This is a genomic window from Desulfobacula sp., from assembly GCF_014237455.1.
Lineage (GTDB): Bacteria > Desulfobacterota > Desulfobacteria > Desulfobacterales > Desulfobacteraceae > Desulfobacula.
On sequence record NZ_JABZFL010000074.1, the window covers coordinates 44444 to 66970 of the forward strand.

The 22527-nt window shown below is 39.9% G+C and carries 19 protein-coding genes; 9 read left to right on the forward strand and 10 right to left on the reverse strand.

Annotation, left to right across the window (positions count from 1 at the left end; genetic code table 11):
- Positions 1-479 precede the first annotated feature (479 nt).
- The 7 genes from HGJ91_RS10795 to HGJ91_RS16525 all read left to right on the forward strand — a co-directional run bounded on the left by HGJ91_RS10795 (position 480) and on the right by HGJ91_RS16525 (position 9779).
- Complete coding sequence (locus HGJ91_RS10795; protein ID WP_291347758.1) at positions 480-4295, forward strand: Eco57I restriction-modification methylase domain-containing protein; 3816 nt, start codon at positions 480-482, stop codon at positions 4293-4295.
- Positions 4296-4626: 331 nt separating this feature from the next.
- Positions 4627-4989, forward strand: coding sequence for a helix-turn-helix transcriptional regulator (locus HGJ91_RS10800; protein ID WP_291347759.1), 363 nt, complete (start codon positions 4627-4629; stop codon positions 4987-4989).
- Between the two features lie 10 nt (positions 4990-4999).
- A complete protein-coding gene (locus HGJ91_RS10805; protein WP_291347812.1) occupies positions 5000-5587 on the forward strand; it encodes an ImmA/IrrE family metallo-endopeptidase in 588 nt (195 codons plus the stop codon).
- A 442-nt stretch (positions 5588-6029) separates the two neighbouring features.
- Positions 6030-6983, forward strand: a complete 954-nt coding sequence (locus HGJ91_RS10810; protein WP_291347760.1) for a hypothetical protein — start codon at positions 6030-6032, stop codon at positions 6981-6983.
- A 15-nt stretch (positions 6984-6998) separates the two neighbouring features.
- The gene (locus HGJ91_RS10815; protein WP_291347761.1) at positions 6999-7331 is read left to right on the forward strand and encodes a hypothetical protein; all 333 of its coding nucleotides are present in this window, start codon (positions 6999-7001) and stop codon (positions 7329-7331) included.
- Positions 7332-7850: 519 nt separating this feature from the next.
- The gene (locus tag HGJ91_RS10820; protein WP_291347762.1) at positions 7851-8858 is read left to right on the forward strand and encodes a hypothetical protein; all 1008 of its coding nucleotides are present in this window, start codon (positions 7851-7853) and stop codon (positions 8856-8858) included.
- Between the two features lie 36 nt (positions 8859-8894).
- On the forward strand, positions 8895-9779 hold the full coding sequence (locus tag HGJ91_RS16525; RefSeq protein WP_367142598.1) for a radical SAM protein: 885 nt from the start codon (positions 8895-8897) through the stop codon (positions 9777-9779).
- Positions 9780-10058: 279 nt separating this feature from the next.
- On the opposite strand, the gene cysK is transcribed toward HGJ91_RS16525, so the two are convergent.
- From cysK to HGJ91_RS10835, 3 genes are read right to left on the reverse strand one after another with little or no spacing between them, the layout of a single operon-like run.
- Positions 10059-10982, reverse strand: coding sequence for a cysteine synthase A (cysK, locus tag HGJ91_RS10825; RefSeq protein WP_291347763.1), 924 nt, complete (start codon positions 10980-10982; stop codon positions 10059-10061).
- Positions 10969-11952, reverse strand: a complete 984-nt coding sequence (gene epsC / locus HGJ91_RS10830) for a serine O-acetyltransferase EpsC (protein ID WP_291347764.1) — start codon at positions 11950-11952, stop codon at positions 10969-10971. The genes cysK and epsC overlap by 14 nt, the downstream gene beginning before the upstream one ends.
- Before the next feature lie 5 nt (positions 11953-11957).
- On the reverse strand, positions 11958-12353 hold the full coding sequence (locus HGJ91_RS10835; RefSeq protein WP_291347765.1) for a helix-turn-helix transcriptional regulator: 396 nt from the start codon (positions 12351-12353) through the stop codon (positions 11958-11960).
- A 204-nt stretch (positions 12354-12557) separates the two neighbouring features.
- Between HGJ91_RS10835 and clpB the strand changes: the two genes are divergently transcribed.
- Positions 12558-15149 carry an ATP-dependent chaperone ClpB gene (gene clpB / locus HGJ91_RS10840; RefSeq protein ID WP_291347766.1) on the forward strand — a complete coding sequence of 864 codons (2592 nt, stop codon included), beginning with the start codon at positions 12558-12560 and terminating at the stop codon, positions 15147-15149.
- Here clpB and HGJ91_RS10845 read toward each other — a convergent pair.
- The 5 genes from HGJ91_RS10845 to HGJ91_RS10865 form a co-directional block, all read right to left on the reverse strand.
- A complete protein-coding gene (locus HGJ91_RS10845; RefSeq protein ID WP_291347767.1) occupies positions 15146-16531 on the reverse strand; it encodes a sigma 54-interacting transcriptional regulator in 1386 nt (461 codons plus the stop codon). The genes clpB and HGJ91_RS10845 overlap by 4 nt on opposite strands.
- Positions 16532-16724: 193 nt before the next feature.
- Positions 16725-16910, reverse strand: a complete 186-nt coding sequence (locus HGJ91_RS10850) for a ferredoxin (protein ID WP_291347768.1) — start codon at positions 16908-16910, stop codon at positions 16725-16727.
- Positions 16911-16944: 34 nt separating this feature from the next.
- Positions 16945-17487 (reverse strand): NADH peroxidase, encoded by a 543-nt coding sequence (locus HGJ91_RS10855; protein WP_291347769.1) that lies wholly within the window; start codon positions 17485-17487, stop codon positions 16945-16947.
- Entirely contained in the window at positions 17487-17717 is a 231-nt protein-coding gene (locus tag HGJ91_RS10860) for a hypothetical protein (RefSeq protein ID WP_291347770.1), read from the reverse strand. Before HGJ91_RS10860 ends, HGJ91_RS10855 begins: the two co-directional genes overlap by 1 nt.
- Before the next feature lie 87 nt (positions 17718-17804).
- Positions 17805-18500: a DVU0298 family protein gene (locus HGJ91_RS10865; protein ID WP_291347771.1), complete on the reverse strand. Its 696-nt coding sequence runs from the start codon at positions 18498-18500 to the stop codon at positions 17805-17807.
- A gap of 254 nt (positions 18501-18754) precedes the next feature.
- Between HGJ91_RS10865 and HGJ91_RS10870 the strand changes: the two genes are divergently transcribed.
- Positions 18755-19417, forward strand: coding sequence for a transglutaminase family protein (locus tag HGJ91_RS10870; RefSeq protein WP_291347772.1), 663 nt, complete (start codon positions 18755-18757; stop codon positions 19415-19417).
- Between the two features lie 14 nt (positions 19418-19431).
- Here the strand turns inward: HGJ91_RS10870 and HGJ91_RS10875 are convergent, their stop codons facing one another.
- Both HGJ91_RS10875 and HGJ91_RS10880 read right to left on the reverse strand, forming a co-directional pair.
- Positions 19432-20499 carry a hypothetical protein gene (locus HGJ91_RS10875; protein ID WP_291347773.1) on the reverse strand — a complete coding sequence of 356 codons (1068 nt, stop codon included), beginning with the start codon at positions 20497-20499 and terminating at the stop codon, positions 19432-19434.
- Between the two features lie 158 nt (positions 20500-20657).
- Complete coding sequence (locus tag HGJ91_RS10880; RefSeq protein WP_291347774.1) at positions 20658-22472, reverse strand: acyl-CoA dehydrogenase; 1815 nt, start codon at positions 22470-22472, stop codon at positions 20658-20660.
- Positions 22473-22527 lie beyond the last annotated feature (55 nt).

Consider the following 22527-nt stretch of genomic DNA (forward strand, 5'->3'; position numbering starts at 1 on the left):
ATAACCCCAACTTTTTAAATATTAAAAACAACCTTGTCTTTTTAAATCAATACCTGAAAGTATAAAAGTATTTATTGAAAGTGGCAGCATTTGATTGGAATATCAGATTATCTAACGCTACTCTATTTTAATTCTGATGTCAGGCTTGTGTTAGCAACAGATATTGTGGTCTGGTTCTGATTCAGAAAGCCCGGGACTTCTATTAGTCCTGGCTTTTAAATTCAGAGACGTTGGAAAACCATAATAGACAAAGTCCGCACCATATCAGAATGGATATTCCTTACTTTTTGTCTCCAATTAAAATTGAATAGAATCTTGATTGATTTGATGATGTCCTCTCCCAAATAATGGATGATCAGTCTTGTAGTTTGATAAATTATGAGATAGTTTACTGCTATCGGTTGTGAAAAAACATAGTCATGGAAGGTTTGTAATTATCCCTTTTCCAAAGAACTCTCCTGACTTAATTGAGGTGAAATATGGCAGTTGATATTCTTGGACCAAAACAAGCTCTTAACAAAGCCTTTTTAAAAATAAAGCCTCTTAGAAGCGATATTGAAAAATTTAAAACAAATGTTAAGATCCTGCTGGATCAAGTCCATGAGAGCGAGTCGGAAGAATTTCATAAAAATCTTATTTCTGATTTTCTTAAAATCACCTATTACCACCCCGATTTTTTTATCAATACCAAGGACAGAAAAGACCTTGTAATTCATAACGGGAAAGATGCCAGAGCCAGTGCCGGGGTTATAATCGAGGCAAAGAATCCATCCAACAGGCAAGAGATGGCCCAGAAAGGCAAGCTTAACACCAAAGCACTTCAGGAACTTATTTTTTATTATCTACAGGAGAGGTTTAAGGAAAAGAACATCGAAATAAAGCACCTTATCATAACCAATGTTTATGAATGGTTTATCTTTGATGCCAATATTTTTGAAAAGCTTATTTCAGCGGACAAGGGGCTGTTAAAAAAATTCAAGTCATTTGATGGAGGCAGCCTTTCAGGCAGGACCACTGATTTTTTTTATTCCGAGATAGCAAAGCCGTTTATCGATTCCGTCCAAAATCAAATCAGCTTTACTTATTTTAACTTAAAGGAGTATGAAAAAGCGCTTAGAAACAGTGACAAAAAAGATGATAATAAGTTCATTGCACTTTTTAAACTTTTTTCTCCTCAGCATTTATTAAAACTTCCTTTCAAAAACGACAATAACAGCCTTGACCGGTCTTTTTATTCAGAACTGCTTCATATTATCGGACTCACTGAAATAAAAAAAACCGGCAAAAAACTGATACAGAGGGAAGAGCAATCAAACCGCAGTCAAGGAGCATTAATTGAAAGTGCCATTGTACAATTAGATACAATGGGGAAAATTTACAGATTACAAACGCCTTATAAATATGGCGAGTCTTTTCAGGAAAAACTTTTTAATGTCGCACTTGAACTGTCCATCACATGGATCAACAGAGTCCTTTTCCTTAAATTGCTTGAAGCCCAGATAATAAATTATCATAACGGCAACAAAGAATACGCCTTTATGACCATTGAAAAAATTAAGGATTATGATGATCTCAATACCCTGTTTTTCAGTGTGCTAGCCAGAAGGCCAAACGAAAGAAATGAGGATGTAAAGAATCAATTTGGAAAAGTCCCTTATCTTAACAGCTCCCTTTTTGAGCCGACTGAGTTAGAGCAGAGAACGATTTCAATCAGCAATCTAAGGGATGATAAAAAATTATCAATTGTTTCTTCTACGATATTAAAAGACCGAAAAGGGAAAAAGAAAAAAGGCGAAATAACAGCAATTGAATATCTTTTCCAATTTCTGGACGCTTATGATTTCAGCAGCGAAGGAGCTGAGAAAATCCAGGAAGACAATAAGGCTCTTATCAATGCCTCTGTTCTGGGGCTTATCTTTGAGAAAATAAATGGTTACAAGGACGGATCTTTTTTTACCCCTGGTTTTATCACCATGTATATGTGCAAAGACACGCTGAGAAAGGCCGTTATTCAAAAATTTAATCGTGTCAAAAATTGGAATTGTTCGTCATTTGAAGATCTTAGAGAAGATTTGCATGAGTATATAAAAATCCACCCTGAAGGCAGGAAAACGCCAAGGAAAGAGGCAAATGAAATTATCAACAGCATAAAGATCTGCGACCCGGCTGTCGGCTCCGGCCACTTTCTTGTTTCTGCCTTAAATGAACTGATCGCCATCAAATATGACCTGGGGATTTTTCAGGACAGAGATGGAAAAAAAATCACTGAATATTCCGTTACGGTTGTGAATGATGAACTCATTGTTACAAGAGACAGTGATGATGAAAACCTGTTTTTTGAATACAGACCGTCAAACAAGGAATCTCAGTGTATCCAGGAAACCCTTTTTCATGAAAAGCAGGGATTAATAGAAAATTGCCTTTTTGGAGTGGATATAAATTCCAACTCTGTCAAGATCTGTCGGCTGCGACTCTGGATCGAACTGTTAAAAAGCGCTTACTATACTGCGGAAAGCAGGTTTTCCGAACTTGAAACCCTCCCTAATATCGATATCAATATTAAATGCGGTAATTCCCTTATCAGCAGATATCCCCTTGATTCGGATTTGAAGGAAGCTCTGAAAAAAAGCAAGTTGAGTATCAATGCATACAAAAAGGCTGTTCATACCTACCAAAACGCTGAAAGCAAAGATCAGAAAAGGGAAATGGAGGCCCTGATCGCAGAAATTAAATCCAACTTTCAAAGCGAAATCACAAAAAATGATCCCAGAGTAAAAAGGCTCGCAAGACTCAAAGGAGCGCAGATAGACCTTGTTAAGCAATTGGAATTGTTTGAAAGAACAAAAGCTGAAGAAAAGGAGAGAAAGAAGAAACTTGAAAAACTTGAAAAAGAAATCGCTCAGATTGAAAATACCATAGAAGAAATCAAAAGCAACCGGATATACGAAAATGCCTTTGAATGGCGTTTTGAATTTCCGGAAGTTCTCAATGATAATGGTGAATTTGAAGGGTTTGATGTGGTCGTTGGCAACCCGCCATATATCAGACAGGAAGCGATCAAGAATCAAAAACCCTATCTCAAATCAAATTTCATCACTTACACAGGTACTTCGGATTTGTACGTTTTCTTTGTTGAGCGGGGGTTTCAGATTTTAACAAAAACAGGTTGTTTTTGTTATATCATGCCGAATAAATGGATGCAGGCGGGATATGGGAAGCCTCTCAGAGCTTTTTTCCTTGAAAACAGATTGGAAAAAATAATCGATTTCGGTGATTTGCAGGTTTTTGAAGAGGCAACCACCTACCCCTGCATCCTGTCGGCAATTAACAAACCCTGTGGAGATGATGCGGCATTTGATTCCGCTCCTGTAAAGACTCTTTTATTTAAAGATGGATTTGAAAATTATGTAAAATCGATAAACAATCAAATGAAAATTTGTGAACTTAGCGATGCAACATGGATTGTCAGCTCAGGGCCGGATCAAAAACTGCTTTCTAAGTTAAACAGTTACTGTGTTTCATTAGCTGACTATGTGGATGGAAAGTCATTTAGAGGTGTTGTAACTGGATTAACAGAGGCATTTATCATAGGAGAGGGCATAAAAGAAAACCTGTTGTCAACAGATCCCAAAAACTTAGATTTATTAAAGCCGGTATTGAGAGGCAGGACAATAAAAAAATGGTACACAAATCAGGATAATCTTTGGCTGATTGGCACCTTTCCTGTTTTAGATATCAATATTGATAAGTATCCAGCCATAAAAGATTATTTTTTTACTTTTGGTGAAAAAAGACTTGAACAATCAGGTTCAAAAGGGAGTCGAAAAAAAACAGGAAACAAATGGTTTGAAATCCAGGATAATATAGCGTATTGGCGGGAATTTGAAAAAAACAAAATTATGTATCAAGTTTTTCAGGTCAAGCCATGCTTCATTTATGACGATCAAGGATTATATTGTAACAATTCTATGTGGATAATCCCAAAAGACGACAAAGTCCTTTTGGCAATTTTGAACTCTAAAATCGGCTGGTGGCTTATTTCTCAATATTGCACTGCCATTCAAAACGGGTATCAGCTTATCTGGCAATATTTCGGCCGGATTCCCATCCCGAAAATCCTTGATGAACAAAAAGAATTGAGAGAAAGAATAACCGATCTTGCTGATCGAATTATCGAAGCAAAAAAAGGCAACCCGGGAGCAGATACCACTTCAGCGGAAAACAAAATTGATCAGCTTGTTTATCAACTTTATGGCCTTGATGATGAAGAGATTCAACTTATTGAAGGAAAATAATTTCAACCTTGGTCATAAATTCCAAAATATCATCAGAGCTTATAGCTGAAAGATTAATATCTCCGAAATGGGCCTATTTTCGATTATAACAGCAGCGCTTGTAGGCATTCTAATCTTTGTATTGGTTGATTTATAAAGGGAAAGAGGAAAACGAAGTTATAGAAATTTAAGAGCTGAAGGATCAAAATTAAATTTACGCAAATATAGGAGTATTTATCTTCTCTTTTTTTGGCGTAAAAACCTTGACAAGCTTAATTTTAATAACTATATTGATTTTATGATATACGCTAATGTGTATAAATTAATAAATAAAAACAAAAAGGAGGCTCTAATGATTGATTTTGGCAGGTCATTAAAAAAAGCAAGGCAAGCCAAAAGGATCACGCTTAGAAAACTTGGAGAACATGTAGATCTGTCGGTGGGATATTTGTCTGATATTGAACACAACAGGAAAAATCCACCAAAGCTTGATTTGGTCCAGAAAATTGAAGAATTTTTAGGAATTCTGGATGGCAGTCTTGTAGGATTGGCATCGGTAATTAAAAGAAAGATGCCAAAAGATCTATCGAGCAATATAATGCTAAAGCCCAACCTATCAGGTGCTTTGTTAAGAGTTGATGAAGATATCGATGCTGATCAGGTTGATGAATTTATGAATTTTGTAAAACAACTTGAGCGAAAAAGGAGACAATAATTTGGGAAACATGGTTCCTATTGCTAAACCTAAAAGCGGAGCTGGAATTGATTTGGATGCTCAAATGCTAATCATGAGGATTCAACCAGATGCTCTAAAGAGACCATCTTCTTTTGATATTGAATCATTTTTTGATCTGGATTTAAAAAAGCTTACGGGAATAGATCCCGATTATCGCGAGTTGCCAGTAGGAATTCATGGATTTACAGATTCAGATAAAAAAGAATGTGTTATTTCAGCAAAACTTATGGAGGGAAATTCCAAGCCAGATATATACTTCGCGAGATCAACAATGGCACATGAAATAGGTCATGCAATAATACATGTCCCAGAATTCAGATTAAAGAAAGCTATATTGAGATCTATACACGATGATGATCACGCTTCTTTGAAAATGTATAGACAAAGCGATATTCCTTTATTTAAAAATCCGGAATGGCAGGCATGGAGATATGCAGGTGCACTGCTAATGCCTGCTATTACTTTTAAAAAACTTGTTAATGATGGTGTTAGTGCAAGAGAAATGGCAAATATATTTGAAGTCAATCCTGCTTTTGTTCAGACGAGAGCCAGGGCATTAAAAATTGAGCTTAAATAAAAAAAGAGCATTTGGCCATGCTCTTTTTTTATATTTGCAGCTTTAATATTATCCGGCGTGAGGACTGGAAATATCAAAAATAATTTTCAACGATTCAGTTGAAAATGGTTTGCTGCCCATTGTGTATTTAAATTACAATGTCCGTAAAGTCATTATTTACACTCTGAGACCAATTTGTCAATAAAAAATCCTCGATAAGGAATTTAGATTATGGATCATAAATCTAAAGGCCGTCGGATTATTGGGTTCATCTTCCGAGCTTGGAGATATACCAAGGATGGAACTCAAATCTGGGCTAAAGACTATGGCCTCAAAGCTTGGAAAATTCCAATCTATGAAAAGGCATAGTTAACCTGAATCAGTGCCTACGGCACCATGTTTTGGTCTCGGCATGGAACAGAACAGAGACCACTTCTATTAATTCTTTATTATGAGGTAAAAAATGATTGACTTTGTAACAGTAAATGAATTGAAAAACGGTATTAAATTTAAATCACTGCTCATCATTCTCCTTCTTCTAACATTTTGTTTATCTGGATGTGTTGGGCTTCTGACTGAGTCTCAAGTAACAGAAATTAAAAAATTCTCTTCCGCTTCAAACTCATACAGTGATTATCCAGGAGCAGTTATTAATTCTCATGCAGATCTGAGTTTTCATAACCAGCTTACAAACGCATCCAGTTCAGTGGATGGGAAAAATGCCTTTGGCTTCATTGAAAAAGGTATTGAAAAACACAAAAGGCTTACAGGGTTGGAAAAAAGAACAGACAATGCATGCGGAATATTGCGCTCCTATTCAGCTATCCTTGATAAACTTTCTTCAGACACCTACACAGCAGATACACAGGCGAGTTTGGAAAAATTGGGATCGCAGCTGGATCATTCAATCCAAGAATACAATGAAATTTCGAAATCTTCATTGACAACTTTTGGTAGTTTGATTGCAGCCACTCTGAGAGGTGTTAGTTCGATATACATTAAAAACAGACAGCACAAGGCGATTAAAATGGCAGTTACAGAAGCTGACCCTGCGATTGAAGAAATCATGAACGCCATAACAGAGCTTCTGGAAATGTATGCCGGTGAAAATAGCCTGGACATTATACAAGCGGAAAAAGACGATTTGCAGACGTGGTACGAAACTTCAGGATATAAACAGCCTTTGTCCACGGCCATATGGGTGGCTGAAGAACTTGAAAGAATTGAATCCGTCCTAATTTTAGTTGAAAAATCGAAAAATGCGGCTGTAAATCTGCAAAAAGCCCATAAGATTTTGATAACAAAGATAGAAAAAAAGACGGATTTAAAAGATACCATTGAGATTATTGAAACCTTGGTTGAGGAAGTTGAGGCTGCCAAAAATTTTAAAGAAAAACTTGATAAAAAGAATTCCTGATAGGAGGGTATTATAATGGTAAATAAAGAAATTAAAACGGTTTTGGATGATATAAGGTCTTTGAAAAAAAAGGTTCAGATTCGGAAAGCCAATGCCGACCACCCTGCAAAAAAAGAGTTGGAAGATGTTTACATTATCCTCGACGACCTCGAAGATGACCTGACATTCAGCGAGTTGGAAAAGAAAGTTGAGAATATTGAAAGATCTTCAAAAAAACTAAAATCGGTCATTAAAAAGGCCAAAGAAAAGTCGGATGATATAGATGACATCGTTCGAAAAATAGACAAAATTACTGATGTCCTTGATAAGATAGCTGACATAGCTGGGAAAGGTGCTTCTATTGTATAGAAATTTAATCTGACAAATGGGAGATTTTCGGATCTCCCATTTTCACACCGGGGCAAAATGTGAATGAGTGATGAAATCGTTAAGCGTTGACTACTGGCTAAAATCTGGATCAATAAATTATTAAAAAAAACAACGGATGTATAGACAAAGTCAACACCATTTCAGAATGAGTATCGGTATATTTTTTCTCCAATAAAGGTTATTTTGACATTTTTTCCGCAATAAATTATATTTTCACAAAAGTTGATTTGCTGAAATGCTTCGAAGGTCATTAAAAATGTTGATACGGAATACTTAAACCATGTTTTGAATTTGTATGGTCATTCGAATTTATAGAATATGCGGGGATGTGCACCGAGATTCCAATTTGATGATATTATTGACAACTTCTTCATTCCTAAACTATAGTCAACCCAATTAAAAGGATTGGGGATATAAATGCAGTTCCTATAACCCAGCCTTGCTCACTCTGCATTGTTTGTTGTGGAGTAAAGACAGAGAACCTGGAGATATAAAAAGATGTCTAACCCCATTGATATACGCACAAATGCAATGCTTTGCTTGAATTTTGGTTATGGAAGTTTAATTCGAGCAAAGACAACAATCGACTACAGGAATTCGATAGTATCAGTGCATAATGGAGTTGAGTTGCTTATGAAAATATATCTAATGGAAAAAAACAGAGCATTGATATACCAAAAAATAAATTACACATCTCTTTTAATTGACAGAACTGATACAGTGAATAAAATTACCATAGATTCAAACACTATAAACTATGCAGAATGCCAAACTAGACTGTCTAATTTTTCCAAATTACCTGAACAATATTCAGTACATCTAAAGAAGCTAAACCATTTTAGGAATAAGTGCGTTCATTTCGAATACCAGATTAGCCACAGAAAGTTAAAGATCTTACTGATTGTTCATATTTTTGAATATATAAGTGTACTGATAAAAGAGATGGGTCTCGAAATCGATTTGTTTCTCAAGGCAGGAATTGTAGCCTCATTAAGCAGGTTCAAAGAGTCGATAGACAGCCAAACAAAAAGTAGTTTTTACGAGAAAGTCGAGATTGCAAAAAATCACTATTTCGAAGATCTTACACCTCAAGAGCGAGACCAGAAGAAAAACACCGAAGATTATATTGTAAGAAGTATAGATAAAATTGTGGCCTGCCCATCATGCCAACAAAAAGCCATACTAAAGAGAAAAGTACAACGGCAAAGGGAACGGGGTGTTGAGTTCATAATCACAAAAAGTAGATTGATCCTTGAAGAACTGGCTTGCCACTACTGTGGCTTAAATATAACTGAATACGAAGAACTAATATTTAAGTTTGCGATAGAAGAAGTATCTCTACCCGATAAAAGGCTGCGCTTAAGCTACCCAAATGATGATTATCCATATGATGATTGCCCAAATGATGATTATCCATATGATGATTGCCCAGATGATGATTGCCCAGATGATGATTGCCCAGATGATGATTGCCCAGATGATTGCCCAGATGATTGCCCAAAATAATAATGAAAATTTTGAATTCTACATGGAGAGTGTTACTTGCCTGCGTACATTGCGCCAACATATAGATGCAACTTGAAATGTGAGCAATGCTACTCCGCCAAGTATGCTTCAGAGTTCCCCTATGATTTAGACTGGCCAAACTTCATTGGTGTTTGCAAGTCTCTGATGTGGAGATATAATAGATTTTGCATTATTGGTGGAGAGCCTACTCAATGGAAGTTTATCAATGAGGCCATCTTAGTATTGAAGAATAAAAATAAGTATGTATCAGTTTTCACCAATGGTATAACACCGTTGGGAGCTTTTCCTAACAGCTTATTTATAAACGCTAGTTCGTTCTGGAGTGATACACTACAATCAATTTTTCTAAAAAATCTTCAAAAATATAAGCACAAATCTAGGATAGTCCTTCGTTTTAATATTGGAGAAGAATTTACAAAGCTTAACATTGAGGATGCTGTGTCGTTAGCATGCAAGTATGCAAATTCAGTGTCACTATCGTGCCGGTTCCCTGCTAAACCAATGCCCAATATTGGCAATATTATATATGAACTAGTAACAAAATTGGCATCAAAATCAATCACGACTCGAATATCTAGAGCGACACCACTCTGCATCTTTAATTCGGAACAAATAAAAATTCTGGTAAAAACAAGCAGATTGAAGGGACATTGTAGTTTACCATCGAATTCTCTTTATATACATCCAGATGGACGAACTATACAACCGTGCCCGGAGCTTGATATAAGAGCAGATATCAAAACCCTTGACAATCTTTCCCCAAAAACTTTTTTTAGGAAAGATATAGAATTGAAGAAACGAAAACGCATTTCATCTTGTTTGAGTTGTAATCTTTTCAAGCATGGCCATTGTTGTGGTGGCTGCCTTGCTTATGATCTAATATCTGATGATATAGAATAGTTATCCCTCGCAAAGTCCGGTATTTGGGACAATTTCGAACTCAAACTTTGATTCAACTATATTTCCAGACAAATTCCATTAATTTTATATCCTTGCAGTGTTCTTTATAAAAAATTTAAGTGAGCAATTCTGGCTATAGTTCTGGCTTTTCAAAATTCAAAAAGTACCCCGGACTATTCCCTGAATGAATTTTTGACAAAAAATTGTTATTCAGCCATTTTGACAGCCTTGGCATTTCCGCCAAATACCCGAGTCGGGAAATCTGAATCATCCCTCTATTCAGGATGTTTTAAACAGATCTGTACTCAGATATCTTTCCCCTGTATCCGGGATGATAAACACAATTGTTTTGCCTTTATTCTCTGGACGAGATGCAATGGTTTTTGCGGCATGAAATGCTGCACCCGATGAAATACCGCATAGGATTCCTTCCTGTTTGGCAAGATCCCTTGCTCCCTTAAGGGCCTCTTCGTTTTCAATGGTAATGACTTCATCGAGGATATCCACGTTAAGATTTTTGGGAATGAAGCCTGCACCAATGCCCTGAATTTTGTGGGGACCCGGAGTTCCGCCGGAAATGACGGGTGAAGCGGCAGGCTCTACTGCCACGGATTTGAGATCAGGATTTTTTTCTTTTAAAACTTCAGAAACCCCTGTGATGGTGCCGCCGGTGCCCACGCCTGCTACAAAGATATCAACCTTTCCATGGGTATCATTCCAGATTTCCAATGCAGTGGTTTTTCGATGGATTTCAGGATTGGCTGGATTGGAAAACTGGTCGGGCATAAAGGAATTGGGCGTTTCTTTAACAATTTTCTTTGCCGCTTCAATGGCACCTTTCATCCCCTTTGACCCTTTGGTCAGAACAAGGGTTGCTCCCAGGTGTTCTAAAAGCTGCCGTCTTTCAATGCTCATGGTTTCCGGCATGGTTAAAATCAGTTTCAATCCTTTGACCCGGGTCACAAAGGCAAGGGCAATGCCGGTATTGCCACTGGTCGGTTCAACAATGGTGGATTCCAAATTGATTTTTTTTGTTTCAAGGGCATCCTCAATCATGGCAAGACCGATCCGGTCTTTTACACTGGAGGCCGGGTTAAAAAATTCAGGTTTTCCATATAGTTTTGTTCCTGTTTCCCTGCTGGCGGTTTTCAGGTAGACCAAAGGGGTGTTGCCGCAGGCCTTTGTAATGTCAGGCTTGTGCATGGCTCAAATCTTTCCGGGTTTTCTGGTATTTGTAAATAAGGTGCGGAGAGTCAATAAAGACTTTGGTGTCCGGCGGAATAGAATTGGTCAGCCAGACATTGCCGCCCACAACGGACCGGGCACCAATGGTGGTTTCTCCTCCCAGGATGGTGGCACCGGAATAGATGATGACATCATCTTCAATGGTGGGATGGCGTTTGGCCCCCCGAAGTTTTTCTCCTGCGTCCGGGGGCAGAGACAATGCACCAATGGTAACATTTTGATAGATTCTGACATTATTGCCGATGATACTGGTTTCACCCACAACAACACCTGTTCCGTGATCAATGACAAATCTTTCTCCTATTTTTGCACCCGGATGAATGTCGATCCCGGTCAGGCTGTGGGCATGTTCCGTCATAATTCTTGGCAGTTGGGGAACCCCCAGATTGGAAAGAATATGAGAGATTCTGTAAACCGTGATGGCATATAATCCGGGATAGGAAAAAATGACTTCATCATGACTTTTTGCAGCAGGATCACCATCGTAGGCGGCTTTTACATCTTTGGCCAGAGAAATGCGAATATCCGGAATGGACTGGATGATTTCCAAAGCAATGGAATTCCCGCTTTTTTCACATTCAGCGCATGCCTGACCATATCGCAGACAGTCATGTCTCAGCACATGAATGATCTGTTCTGACAGGATATCATACAATAATGAAACTGCCTGGCCCATATTGTAAACAAGGTTTGCCCCGTCAATTTTCTCACGGGAAAAGTAGCCGGGAAAAAGAATTTCTCTGAATTTATCAATCATTTCTTTTACGCTTGTTGAAAAATGAATCGGTTCATCTCCTATATGGGCAAAGCACCTCTTATCATCCATAGATGCAAGAATAGCATTGATAGCATGTGGTAATTCTTTGCGATACTCAGAAGCATTGTCTCTTTCGGTTCGGCAGGCGTTATTTATAATAAAATCATCCATTGGTTTTAAATTCCTTTTTTTGCTTCAAAAAAATGTATAAACACTTTGCAGGCTCGGCATTCTTCCATTTTGTCCTCCCATGACTTGTGGGCTTCTCCACTGCATTTGGTTCCGTTGATAAACCAGCACAGATCGCCGGATTTAAATTCCCAGGCCGGGCATTTTTTAAGCCTTTTATCAGGACATTTCCGTAGATCCCAGCATTTATCCGAAGGTTTGCCATTGTCCAGGATTACCCGGGAAAGCAGGAAAAGTAATTGCCGTTCAACATGATGAGGTATTTTGCGCCAGCCTTGTTCATAACTGTGAATTGCCTTGATAGAGACTCCAAGAAGCTGTGCCAGCTCTTTTTGTGTTTTATTCAGTTTGGCTCGGATGTCTTTGAATTTATTGCTTTTCATTAGTGCACTTTTTTAAGTTAAAGGGTTATTTGTCATCTTGACTTATTTTTCTAAACATATACCACAGAGTGGGGGTTGTCAATGAGAAAACCGTGCATCCAAAGGATAGACAGATACAAAAATAATTGAGAGGCGGTTGCTTGACGCCATCTTTTTTTGCATTACTTTATGTAATAAATTATAAAAAATAATGAAAGGTGTTTTATGGAACTCGATAAATTAACGCTTAAATCCCAGGAGCTCTTGCAGGCAGCCCATGATACGGCCCGGAAAAATGGCAACCAGGCCATTGAGCCGACCCATTTTTTAAAGGCCATGATAGAGGATGATCAGGGAATTGTCCTGTCCATATTAAAAAAGATCGGTGTCCAGGTTGGTGTTCTGAAAAAAAATATCCAGACATCTATTGAGAAACTCGTCAAGGTGTCGGGGACCGCCAGTATTTATCTCTCGCAGGACAGTAAAAAAGTGTTGGATCATTCGTTTTTGGAAGCTGGAAAAATGAAGGATCAGTACGTGAGCCTTGAGCATATCATTTTGTCCCTTACCACAATGAAAGGAGAGGCCTTTAATATACTGAAACAAAATGGTGTCACTCGGGAAGCAATTCTGACCGTGTTAAAGGATATCCGGGGAAACCAGAGCGTGACAGACCAGAATCCCGAAGAAAAATACCAGGCCCTTGAAAAATTCGGACGAGATTTAACGATGCTTGCCCGGGAAGGCAAGCTTGATCCGGTCATTGGAAGGGACGAAGAAATCCGGCGAATTGTACAGGTCCTGTCAAGAAGACGGAAAAACAATCCCGTACTCATAGGTGAACCCGGCGTCGGGAAAACTGCTATTGTAGAAGGCCTGGCCCAGAGAATTGTTGAAGGAGACGTATCTGAAACCTTAAAAAACAGGCGGGTGATAGCCCTTGATATGGGGGCGCTGCTTGCCGGAGCCAAGTTCCGGGGTGAGTTTGAAGAACGGCTCAAAACTGTATTAAAAGAGGTGGAAGCAGCCCAGGGTGAAGTGGTGCTTTTTATCGATGAGCTGCATACCGTGGTCGGTGCCGGGGCAGCAGAGGGGTCTGTGGATGCCTCCAATATGTTAAAGCCTGCCTTAGCCCGTGGAACCCTGAGATGTGTTGGCGCTACCACACTGAACGAATATCGAAAATATATTGAAAAGGACGCTGCTCTTGAAAGGCGCTTTCAGCAGGTTTTTGCAAAAGAGCCCACTGTAGAAGATACCATCTCTATATTAAGAGGGTTGAAAGAAAAATATGCGGTTCACCATGGGATAAGGATAAAAGACTCTGCCCTTGTAGCGGCTGCCACCCTGTCAAACCGATATATTGCAGACCGGTTTCTCCCGGATAAGGCGGTGGATCTGATTGACGAATGTGCGTCCCGGCTGAGGATAGAGATTGACTCCATGCCAAGGGCAATTGATGAGATCTTAAGAAAAATCACCCAGGCCCAGATCGAACAACAGGCCCTGCTCAAGGAAAAAGACAAGGCATCTAAAGAGCGGCTTGGAAAACTTGAAATGGATATCGCGGCTATGAAAGAGGAGGTTGAGCCGTTAAAATTTCATTGGGACAGTGAAAAACAGCTTATTCAGGTGATCAGTGGTATCAGAGAGGATATTGACCGATTTCAGACGGAGGCTCATGTGGCAGAGCGCAATGGAGATCTTGAAAGGGTGGCCCAGATCAGATACGGAACTATCGAACAATTACAAAAAGACCTTGAAGTCAAAAAACAGACCTTAAATGATCTTCAGCAGGACAAAAGAATGCTTAAAGAAGATGTGGAAGCATCTGATGTGGCAGAAGTTGTTTCAGCCTGGACAGGGATTCCAGTGTCTAAAATGCTCAAGGGGGAGCAGGAAAAACTGATCCGGATGGAAGATGCAATTAAAAAAAGGGTGATTGGTCAGCAAAAAGCCATTGATGCTGTATCCAATGCAGTAAGACGTGCCAGATCAGGACTTGCGCCGGAAGACCGCCCCATCGGCACCTTTATTTTCATGGGGCCGACAGGGGTTGGGAAGACTGAACTTGCTAAATCCCTTGCCCAATTTATCTTTGACAGTGATGAGAATATGATCCGGGTGGACATGTCAGAATATATGGAAAAGCATTCTGTGGCCCGGCTCATTGGCGCACCCCCGGGATATGTGGGATATGATGAAGGAGGGTTTTTGACAGAGGCCGTGAGAAGACGTCCTTACTCGGTGATTCTGTTTGATGAGATTGAGAAAGCGCATCAGGATGTATTCAATGTTCTTCTACAGGTCCTGGATGACGGAAGGATGACAGACGGGCACGGCAGGACTGTGGATTTTCGAAACACCATTATCATTATGACATCCAATGTGGGTTCCCGGTTTTTGCAGGAGGCAGGGATAAACAGCAGACTTGAGGATGCCGATATTCAGCAGGGGATTGCCCATGCATTGAAAGAGGCGTTCAGGCTGGAATTCTTAAACCGGATTGATGAAATCATTACGTTTCATACTTTGACAATGGAGGATATAAAACAGATTGCCGCCATTCAGATTGAAAAGCTTAATCAACGGCTGAAATCCCGCAACCTGAAGATCCATTTGGATGATTCTGCAATGGAGCACCTGGCAAAAAAAGGATATGATCCGACCTTTGGCGCACGCCCTTTAAAACGACTTATTCAGCAGGAGATCGAAAATCCCTTGTCTATGGTGATCCTTAAAGGAGAATTCAGCCAGGATGAGATCATCGAGTTCAGTTTTGATGAAAATGGAAAAAGTTTGAAATTACACGGCTAAAATTGATCCACATAATTTTTTATTTCTTCATTCCGGGTAAGGAATCTGTAAAGCGTTGCTCTTCCTACACCTAAGAGTCTCGCAGCCTTGGATTTGTTACCGCCGGTTTTTTTGATGGCAGCCTTAACCGATTCAATGTCAAGTTTTCCCCTGGCAGGAATGATATCCTGTGGCTCAGGTCTGTCTGAGAACCGAAAGCTAACATCTTTGTCCCGGATGATTTCCATGGGTAGATCCGATGGCAGTATTTTGCCCCCCCGGGATCGCACCACGGAAAACTGGATCACATTTTTTAATTCCCTGACATTTCCCGGCCAATGGTAATCGAGCATCATATCAAGCGTCTCACCGGCAAGTTGCGGAACAGCATTTGGGCTTTCCTGTTCAGCCTGTTTTAAAAAAAGGGCAGCCAAAAGGGGGATATCACTTTTGCGCTGTCTTAAAGGCGGTAGATGGATGGGAATCACATTAAGCCTGTAAAAAAGGTCTTCTCTGAATCTGCCGGCCATGACTTCTTCTTTAAGATTTTTATTGGTGGCACTGATGATCCTGACCTCCACAGAGATTTTTTTTTCACCACCGACTTTTTCAAAAGAACCTTCCTGTAAAAATCTTAACAATTTCACCTGGGTTTTTAAGGGCAGTTCAGCCACTTCATCCAGAAAGAGGGTTCCCTTGTGGGCCAGTTCAAACCTTCCTTTCCTCTCTTTGATAGCGCCTGAAAAGGCCCCTTTGACATGACCAAATAATTCACTTTCCACAATTCCTTCAGGAAGGGCACCGCAATTTACAGGCACAAAAGCACCGCTACCATAGGAACTGATATCATGAATGGCATAGGCCACCCGCTCTTTTCCCGTGCCGGTGGCACCGGATACATTGACCGGATAATTGTACAGGGCAACATCCCTGATTTGTCTGAAAACATCCTGCATGGATTCGTGTTTGCCAATAATGTCTGCAAAATTTGAAAGGGTTTCAGCTTTTAAAGACAGGTTAAAGGATTCAGTCATATCTCTGAAGGATGCAAGCACTCCCTTAAATATATTATCGTGGCTGATAATGGCGGAGACAGTCATTTCAAGCTGACGGGCGGAACCGTCTTTTGTAACAATGTTCAATGGATATTCTTTTGAACCAAAAGAAAAATCCGGTATACCGTCGCAAAAAGAACATTTTTCTCCACAGAAAGGTGCCTGGAAAACCGTATGACAATCTTTCCCAATAACCTCTTTTTTTAGATATCCGGTAATTTTTTCCGCTTCTTTATTAAAAACCGTAATAATTCTTTCAGGAGTATGGACAATAATTCCTAATTTTAAGCTGTCCAGAACAAGATTGAGATTGTCATGGTCAAGTATGGGCTGTATCAAGTCGGTCATTGTGTTATTTCCCAGATATAAAAAAATAATTATTTATTAGGGTCGCTTGGTTGGTAAATGACACATTTGTGTATCAGGCGCAATGTTTTTTTTATTGATTTATAAAATACTCATAGAATTTGAGTAAAAAAGGGGTGTGTTCGGGTGAGATGAAACCAAACCCGAAGATTTAAAAAATCTTCGGGTTAAAAATTTATTCCCAGGTGATACAGTCTTTGGGACAATTTTTTATGGCTTCATGGATATCTTCGTCTGAGTAGTCGTCAAGGTAAAGTACTTCAACAAAGCCTGCATCATTGATGGCAAATGCGTGGGGAGCCAGCTCAACACAGATTTCGCAGAGGATACAGCTACTCAACTCAACAACAGGTGTTTTCATAGATAACAATGTTTCCATGATTTATAAAATTGGTTTATTTGAAAAACCGGTTTAACAGTCCTTGAAATGCCAGACCGTGACGGGCCTCATCCTTGCACATTTCATGTACGGTATCATGGATAGCATCATACCCAAGTTCTTTTGCTTTTACAGCAATTTCTTTTTTCCCGGCACAGGCACCATATTCTGCAAGCACCCTGGCTGTCAGGTTTGCCTTTGTATCAGCTTCAACCACTTCACCTAAAAGTTCTGCAAATTTTGATGCATGGTCAGCTTCTTCAAATGCGATTCTTTTATAGGCTTCTGCCACTTCGGGGTATCCTTCACGGTCTGCCTGGCGGCTCATGGCAAGGTACATGCCCACTTCCGTGCATTCGCCCATAAAATTGTTCCTTAATCCCTGAAGGATTTCAGCATCAACATCTTTTGCCACACCAATCACATGGGCATCGGCCCAGACCAGTTCTCCTTCCTGTACGGAAAATTTTTCTTTTGCTGCGCCGCATTGAGGGCATTTTTCAGGGGCCTGGTCACCCTTATGGGAATAACCGCATACTGAACAAACATACGTCTTCATTAAATCGTCTCCTTTTTTATTGAATTGTCCCACCAGCCTTTTTGGACATGCGCGTGCTTTTCTTTTTGTGCCAGATCGAGAAGCCGGTACCCGGAATCCAGAAGAATTCCATAAAGGATGCCGCATCCCGGGTCTTCCCGCTGCTCATAACCCGTTTGCGCAAGTTTGATCATTTGTTGCGCAAGGTCAATGGTTTGAGCAATATTTATGTCACATTTTTTTTTAAGCATAAGTCCATCATTATTATTATTTGTTTCACACATATCCGGCTAACTTCGTTTTTAAGGGTTAATTCAATAAGCATGCCACAAAATAATTTATGCAAATATTTCCTGACTTTCACAGGACAGGGCCATATCTGAAATACGTGTTGCTATAAAATCCCAGCCGTTAAATAGATCAATCCGATGAGTGTCTGCCATAATGTTTTCAGGTACAAGGCTGCAATTAAAACAGTTGTTGTTAATCAAGGCCCTTACGGCATATCCTCGTTTGACAGGATCTAAAGAATATAAATATCCCCAAAGGAGTCCTTTTGTCTTTTCATTCAGCTCGTGGGGATTATTTGATTCGAGATATGTCCCGATTCCCCATAAAACACCCCTTTGAAGCGCTTCATGTTCAAGATAATTGCCATCCGGATCAAGGTATGAGAAAAGAATGGATTTAAATTCCAGGGCGAGTTCCGGACTTTGGGAAAGAATTTCTCCCATAGCTTCAGGCGACCCCCATCCGATTCCGCCGGATTCGTCATTCAGGTTCCACATGATTCGCCGTAGAACAATCCTGGCTTTTTCCATATTTTTTCGTCCCATTCGTGATCCAAGGGCTCCCATTGCTGCGATACTCCGGAATTTTATCAGTTCATTTTTATGATAAAAATGAGAAAAAAAATGCCCAACCAGCTGCTCATCAGGAATTTGCCTTAACATTTTCATGGCAGTTTCCCGATGGGGTTCCAGAAGAATTTTCCCCACCTTTTTTTTTGTTTTTCTTCCATAGGGTTTTGCCACGCGACACCTTTTTTTATTTAAAGTTTAATAACTTACTTAAAAACTTATTAAGAGTAAAAAGCATAAAGTATGCCAGATATTGGAAGACCGGTTGATGCGAAGACATTTCAGGGCTGTTGCAGACAATCGGTAGGGGTTGTGTCTCAAATTATGGGACATTTTTGTTTCGAGATACAATAAAACCTTCCTTTTTTTAATAAGGTGCTATACAAAAGACACTTGCTTATAATAAGAATTAGGATCAGGTCTAAATTATGGAAGAATATTTACAACCAACGTATTTTATTGACAGTGATCATCCAGCAGTGATTGAGTTTGCAAACCGGAATAGTAAATCCGGTGAAACTGAGATCCAAAAGGCGGTTTGCCTTTATTATGCCGTCAGGGATGGCATCAGATACAACCCATACAGCATAGAGCCTTTAAAAGAATCCATGAAGGCAAGTTCCGTTTTGAATAAAGGACATGGATATTGCGTGGCCAAAGCGGTGCTGCTGGCCGCCTGTGCCAGGAGTCAGAAAATTCCCGCAAGACTTGGATTTGCTGATGTTAAAAATCATCTGAACACCAAACGGTTAGAGGAATTGATGGGGACAGATGTTTTTGTTTATCATGGATACACAGAATTGTTTTTAACTAACAAATGGGTGAAGGCAACGCCTGCGTTCAACCTGACACTTTGTAATAATTTTAATGTAAAACCTTTGGAGTTTGGCGGAACAAAGGATTCCATATTCCATCCTTTTGATAAATCAGGGAACAAACATATGGAATACGTTAAAGATCATGGGACATTTGCAGATCTTCCATGGGATAAAGCGCTTGCTGAAATGATGAAATGCTACCCTGTTTATTTTGAAGATCTCGAAAGGCGCTCCAAGGATTTTTCAACTGAAGCCCTAAAAGAGAATCAATAGTATTTTTGATGGCATTAGTCTCGTCTGAATGCCGCTGACACCTCTTTGGTCAGTCTTAATACCTTTTTGGCAGACCCAAGATCAAGAGAGCCTGTGCCGCAGCTGGGTGTAATAAAGGATTGTGATAGGATAGTCTCTTTATCCATCTGGATTTTTTTCGACAATTCATCCATCTGGTCATGGAGCAGTTGAACAAGACCCTGGGTGGTTTGTGCCTCAATTACTTCTGCTTTGTGGGTTGGGACAATCCCCCAGGCAAGAAATTTCCCTTGGCCTAAGTAAGCTTTAATCATTTCAGGATAAAGGATAAATCTATCAAAAAAGGAATAGGCATCAAAGCTGATAATATCAATATTTGAGTCTAAAAGCATATCCCATTCTGTGTTGGCACAGACATGGACACCTGCCAGACCGTTTTCAGCATGGATTTCCTGAACGATTTCTTCAATGCTTTGAATGACATCCTCTTTGGTAATAGTAATATACGCGGAGGTTCCAAACCCGGCCAATGCCGGTTCATCAAGAAAAATTATGGGAACTGCCCCTCTTTTTGAGAACTCTTTGGCCTGCCACCTGGCATTCATGGCAAGTTTTTTTATAGCCGCATCTTTTAACTGGTCATTGTAAAAAATATCTTTATCATTTTCATCTTTTACCGCAGTCCCAAAAGTGATGGGACCTGTCACCTGACCTTTCAGGGCAGTAAATGGCGCGTCTCTTTTATCCACCTGGTTTAAAAATTCAAAAAAGCCTTTTCCTCTTGTGCCTGACAGGGCAAATCTTGAAGCCCCGACATCTGAACCAGATTCAGTTACGGATAGATATTCCTCAAAAAAGGCAATAAATTCTTCATTAAATTCAGGCTTTGATGTATCAATAACGCTTTTGTCGGTCTCATCGGTAAATCCGGGAAGTCCGGGAAGAAACTGGCTGATCATGCCTTCTTCTTTATAAAGAGGCAGCTGTACCCAGAGCGGAATGTCAGGTGTGTAATCAAGAACCAGTTTTGTTGCTTCTTCATGACTGTCCATGGGAAGGCTTCCGATCAACAGGGGCAGTCCATTGGCCTTAAAATTTTTCATTTTTCATTTTCCATCCAAAGTTGTTTTAAATCCCGGCATTAATTACATGGGATGAATGATTATAGCATCTTTGAAAATGAATGAGAATAGCAAACGGATTGCCTTAAAAGCTGAGGCAATCCGTTTTATGTAGGCGGATAACTTAAATTTATAGTTGTCTATTTGGGGAACATGTTATCATCAATATCTACTGCAGCACTGCTGGTGTTCATCAGTGCATTGAATCTGCCAAGAGTTACAGGAATCTGAGTTTCCACGTAAAACTGCAGGGATTTGATTATTCCTTCATAAAAAGATTTATCTTTCTTTTTGGCTTTTTCAAGTTTTTGGACGGCAATGGTGGCTCTCCAGAGCAGCATCCACGCCATGGTGACATCTCCTGCTGCATCCTGAAAAGGATGGGCATTGGCAAAGGCATTCAAGGCTTTTTCAGACATGGCTGTCTGGCCCATATGGATGGCAACCTCTGCAAATTTATTCATGGCTTCTTCGACTTTGACAGCCTGTTTTTCAAGCTCGGGAAGGGCTTTGGCAGCAGCAACAGCTTTCTGCATTTCACCAAACAGATCCATAATAGGCTTGCCCTTGTTTAAGCCCAGTTTTCTTCCCAGAAGATCCATGGCTTGAATACCGTTTGTCCCTTCATAAATCAGTGTGATCCTGCAATCTCTGAGAAGCTGCGCTACGGGATATTCTTCGATGAAACCGTATCCGCCATATACCTGCATACTCTGGCTGCAAATCTCAAAAGATCGGTCGGTTACATATCCTTTCGCAATCGGGGTCAATACTTCAACAAATCCCTGGTATCTGTCTTTTTCTTCCTGGGTTGGTGCGTGATGGGCCATGTCAGAAGAATACATAACAAAATAAAGCAGGGATCGCATGCCTTCGACCATTACCTTCATTATCATTAACTGCCTTCTAACATCCGGGTGTCTCATGATGGAGACGGATTTGGCATCCGGGTTCATGAATTCAAGCAGATCTTTTCCCTGTATCCTGTTTTTTGCATAATCAAGGGCATACATATAAGCGGCTGTAGCACACGCAAATCCCTGGAATCCAACAAGACATCTTGCTTCATTCATCATCAGGAACATGGCTTTCATCCCTTTGTTTTCTTCACCCAGAAGGGTCCCGATACAATTACCCTTGGAACCAAGAGAAAGGGAACAGGTACTGTTGCCATGGATACCCATTTTATGTTCTATTCCTGTACAGATTACATCATTAAATTCACCCAGTGTCCCATCTTTGTTTACAAGATACTTGGGGACGAGAAAAAGAGAAATTCCTTTTGTGCCCTCAGGTGCGCCTTCTATCCTTGCAAGAACAGGATGGATGATGTTTTCTGCCAGATCATGATCACCGCCTGAAATAAATATTTTTTCGCCGGTGATTGAAAAAGTACCGTCATCATTTTTGACGGCTTTGGTTGTCAAAGCCCCGACATCAGAGCCTGCACCGGGTTCGGTCAGGAGCATGGTGCCGGTCCATTTGCCGGTAAACATATTTTTAAGATAGGTGTCTTTTTGTTCTTGGGTGCCGAATTTTTCCAACAGGTGGCCGGCCCCCTGGGTCAATCCCGGATACATCATGAAAGGATAATTTGCACCATTGAAATATTCAGCAACACCAGAGGCAACTGTTTTTGGCATCCCCTGACCGCCCCATTCCGGGTCTTCGGTTATTGCCAGCCATTCTCCTTCATTAAATATTTTATAGAGTCTTTTAAAAGAATCCGGGGTGGTTACCTTGCCGTTCTCAAGTTTGCAGCCCTGCTCGTCCCCTTCCTTGTTGGTCGGAAGCAATTCTTTGACCGCAAAGTTTTTTGCTTCTGAGATGACAAGGTCGATGGTTTTTTTATTAAAATCAGCAAAATTTTCATGAAGTTGGGAAAGATTTTCAGCTTCAAGTTGTTCATGGATTACAAATTCAATATCCCTGCGATCGGTAATTACTTGTGTCATTTTAAACACCTCCGGCTATTTTATGTTACAAATTTTAAATTTTGTTTGCTAAATA

What these genes read in the sequence shown, in the direction of transcription:
- HGJ91_RS10795 (WP_291347758.1), top strand. Translation starts at nt 480, where the DNA reads ATGGCAGTTGATATTCTTGGACCAAAACAAGCTCTTAACAAAGCCTTT.
- HGJ91_RS10815 (WP_291347761.1), top strand. Translation starts at nt 6,999, where the DNA reads ATGGTAAATAAAGAAATTAAAACGGTTTTGGATGATATAAGGTCTTTG.
- HGJ91_RS10855 (WP_291347769.1), bottom strand. Translation starts at nt 17,487, where the DNA reads ATGAAGACGTATGTTTGTTCAGTATGCGGTTATTCCCATAAGGGTGAC.
- HGJ91_RS10875 (WP_291347773.1), bottom strand. Translation starts at nt 20,499, where the DNA reads ATGAAAAATTTTAAGGCCAATGGACTGCCCCTGTTGATCGGAAGCCTT.
- HGJ91_RS10870 (WP_291347772.1), top strand. Translation starts at nt 18,755, where the DNA reads ATGGAAGAATATTTACAACCAACGTATTTTATTGACAGTGATCATCCA.
- epsC (WP_291347764.1), bottom strand. Translation starts at nt 11,952, where the DNA reads ATGGATGATTTTATTATAAATAACGCCTGCCGAACCGAAAGAGACAAT.
- HGJ91_RS10810 (WP_291347760.1), top strand. Translation starts at nt 6,030, where the DNA reads ATGATTGACTTTGTAACAGTAAATGAATTGAAAAACGGTATTAAATTT.
- HGJ91_RS10805 (WP_291347812.1), top strand. Translation starts at nt 5,000, where the DNA reads ATGGTTCCTATTGCTAAACCTAAAAGCGGAGCTGGAATTGATTTGGAT.
- cysK (WP_291347763.1), bottom strand. Translation starts at nt 10,982, where the DNA reads ATGCACAAGCCTGACATTACAAAGGCCTGCGGCAACACCCCTTTGGTC.
- HGJ91_RS10800 (WP_291347759.1), top strand. Translation starts at nt 4,627, where the DNA reads ATGATTGATTTTGGCAGGTCATTAAAAAAAGCAAGGCAAGCCAAAAGG.
- HGJ91_RS10880 (WP_291347774.1), bottom strand. Translation starts at nt 22,472, where the DNA reads ATGACACAAGTAATTACCGATCGCAGGGATATTGAATTTGTAATCCAT.
- clpB (WP_291347766.1), top strand. Translation starts at nt 12,558, where the DNA reads ATGGAACTCGATAAATTAACGCTTAAATCCCAGGAGCTCTTGCAGGCA.
- HGJ91_RS10820 (WP_291347762.1), top strand. Translation starts at nt 7,851, where the DNA reads ATGTCTAACCCCATTGATATACGCACAAATGCAATGCTTTGCTTGAAT.
- HGJ91_RS10845 (WP_291347767.1), bottom strand. Translation starts at nt 16,531, where the DNA reads ATGACCGACTTGATACAGCCCATACTTGACCATGACAATCTCAATCTT.
- HGJ91_RS10835 (WP_291347765.1), bottom strand. Translation starts at nt 12,353, where the DNA reads ATGAAAAGCAATAAATTCAAAGACATCCGAGCCAAACTGAATAAAACA.
- HGJ91_RS10860 (WP_291347770.1), bottom strand. Translation starts at nt 17,717, where the DNA reads ATGCTTAAAAAAAAATGTGACATAAATATTGCTCAAACCATTGACCTT.
- HGJ91_RS10850 (WP_291347768.1), bottom strand. Translation starts at nt 16,910, where the DNA reads ATGAAAACACCTGTTGTTGAGTTGAGTAGCTGTATCCTCTGCGAAATC.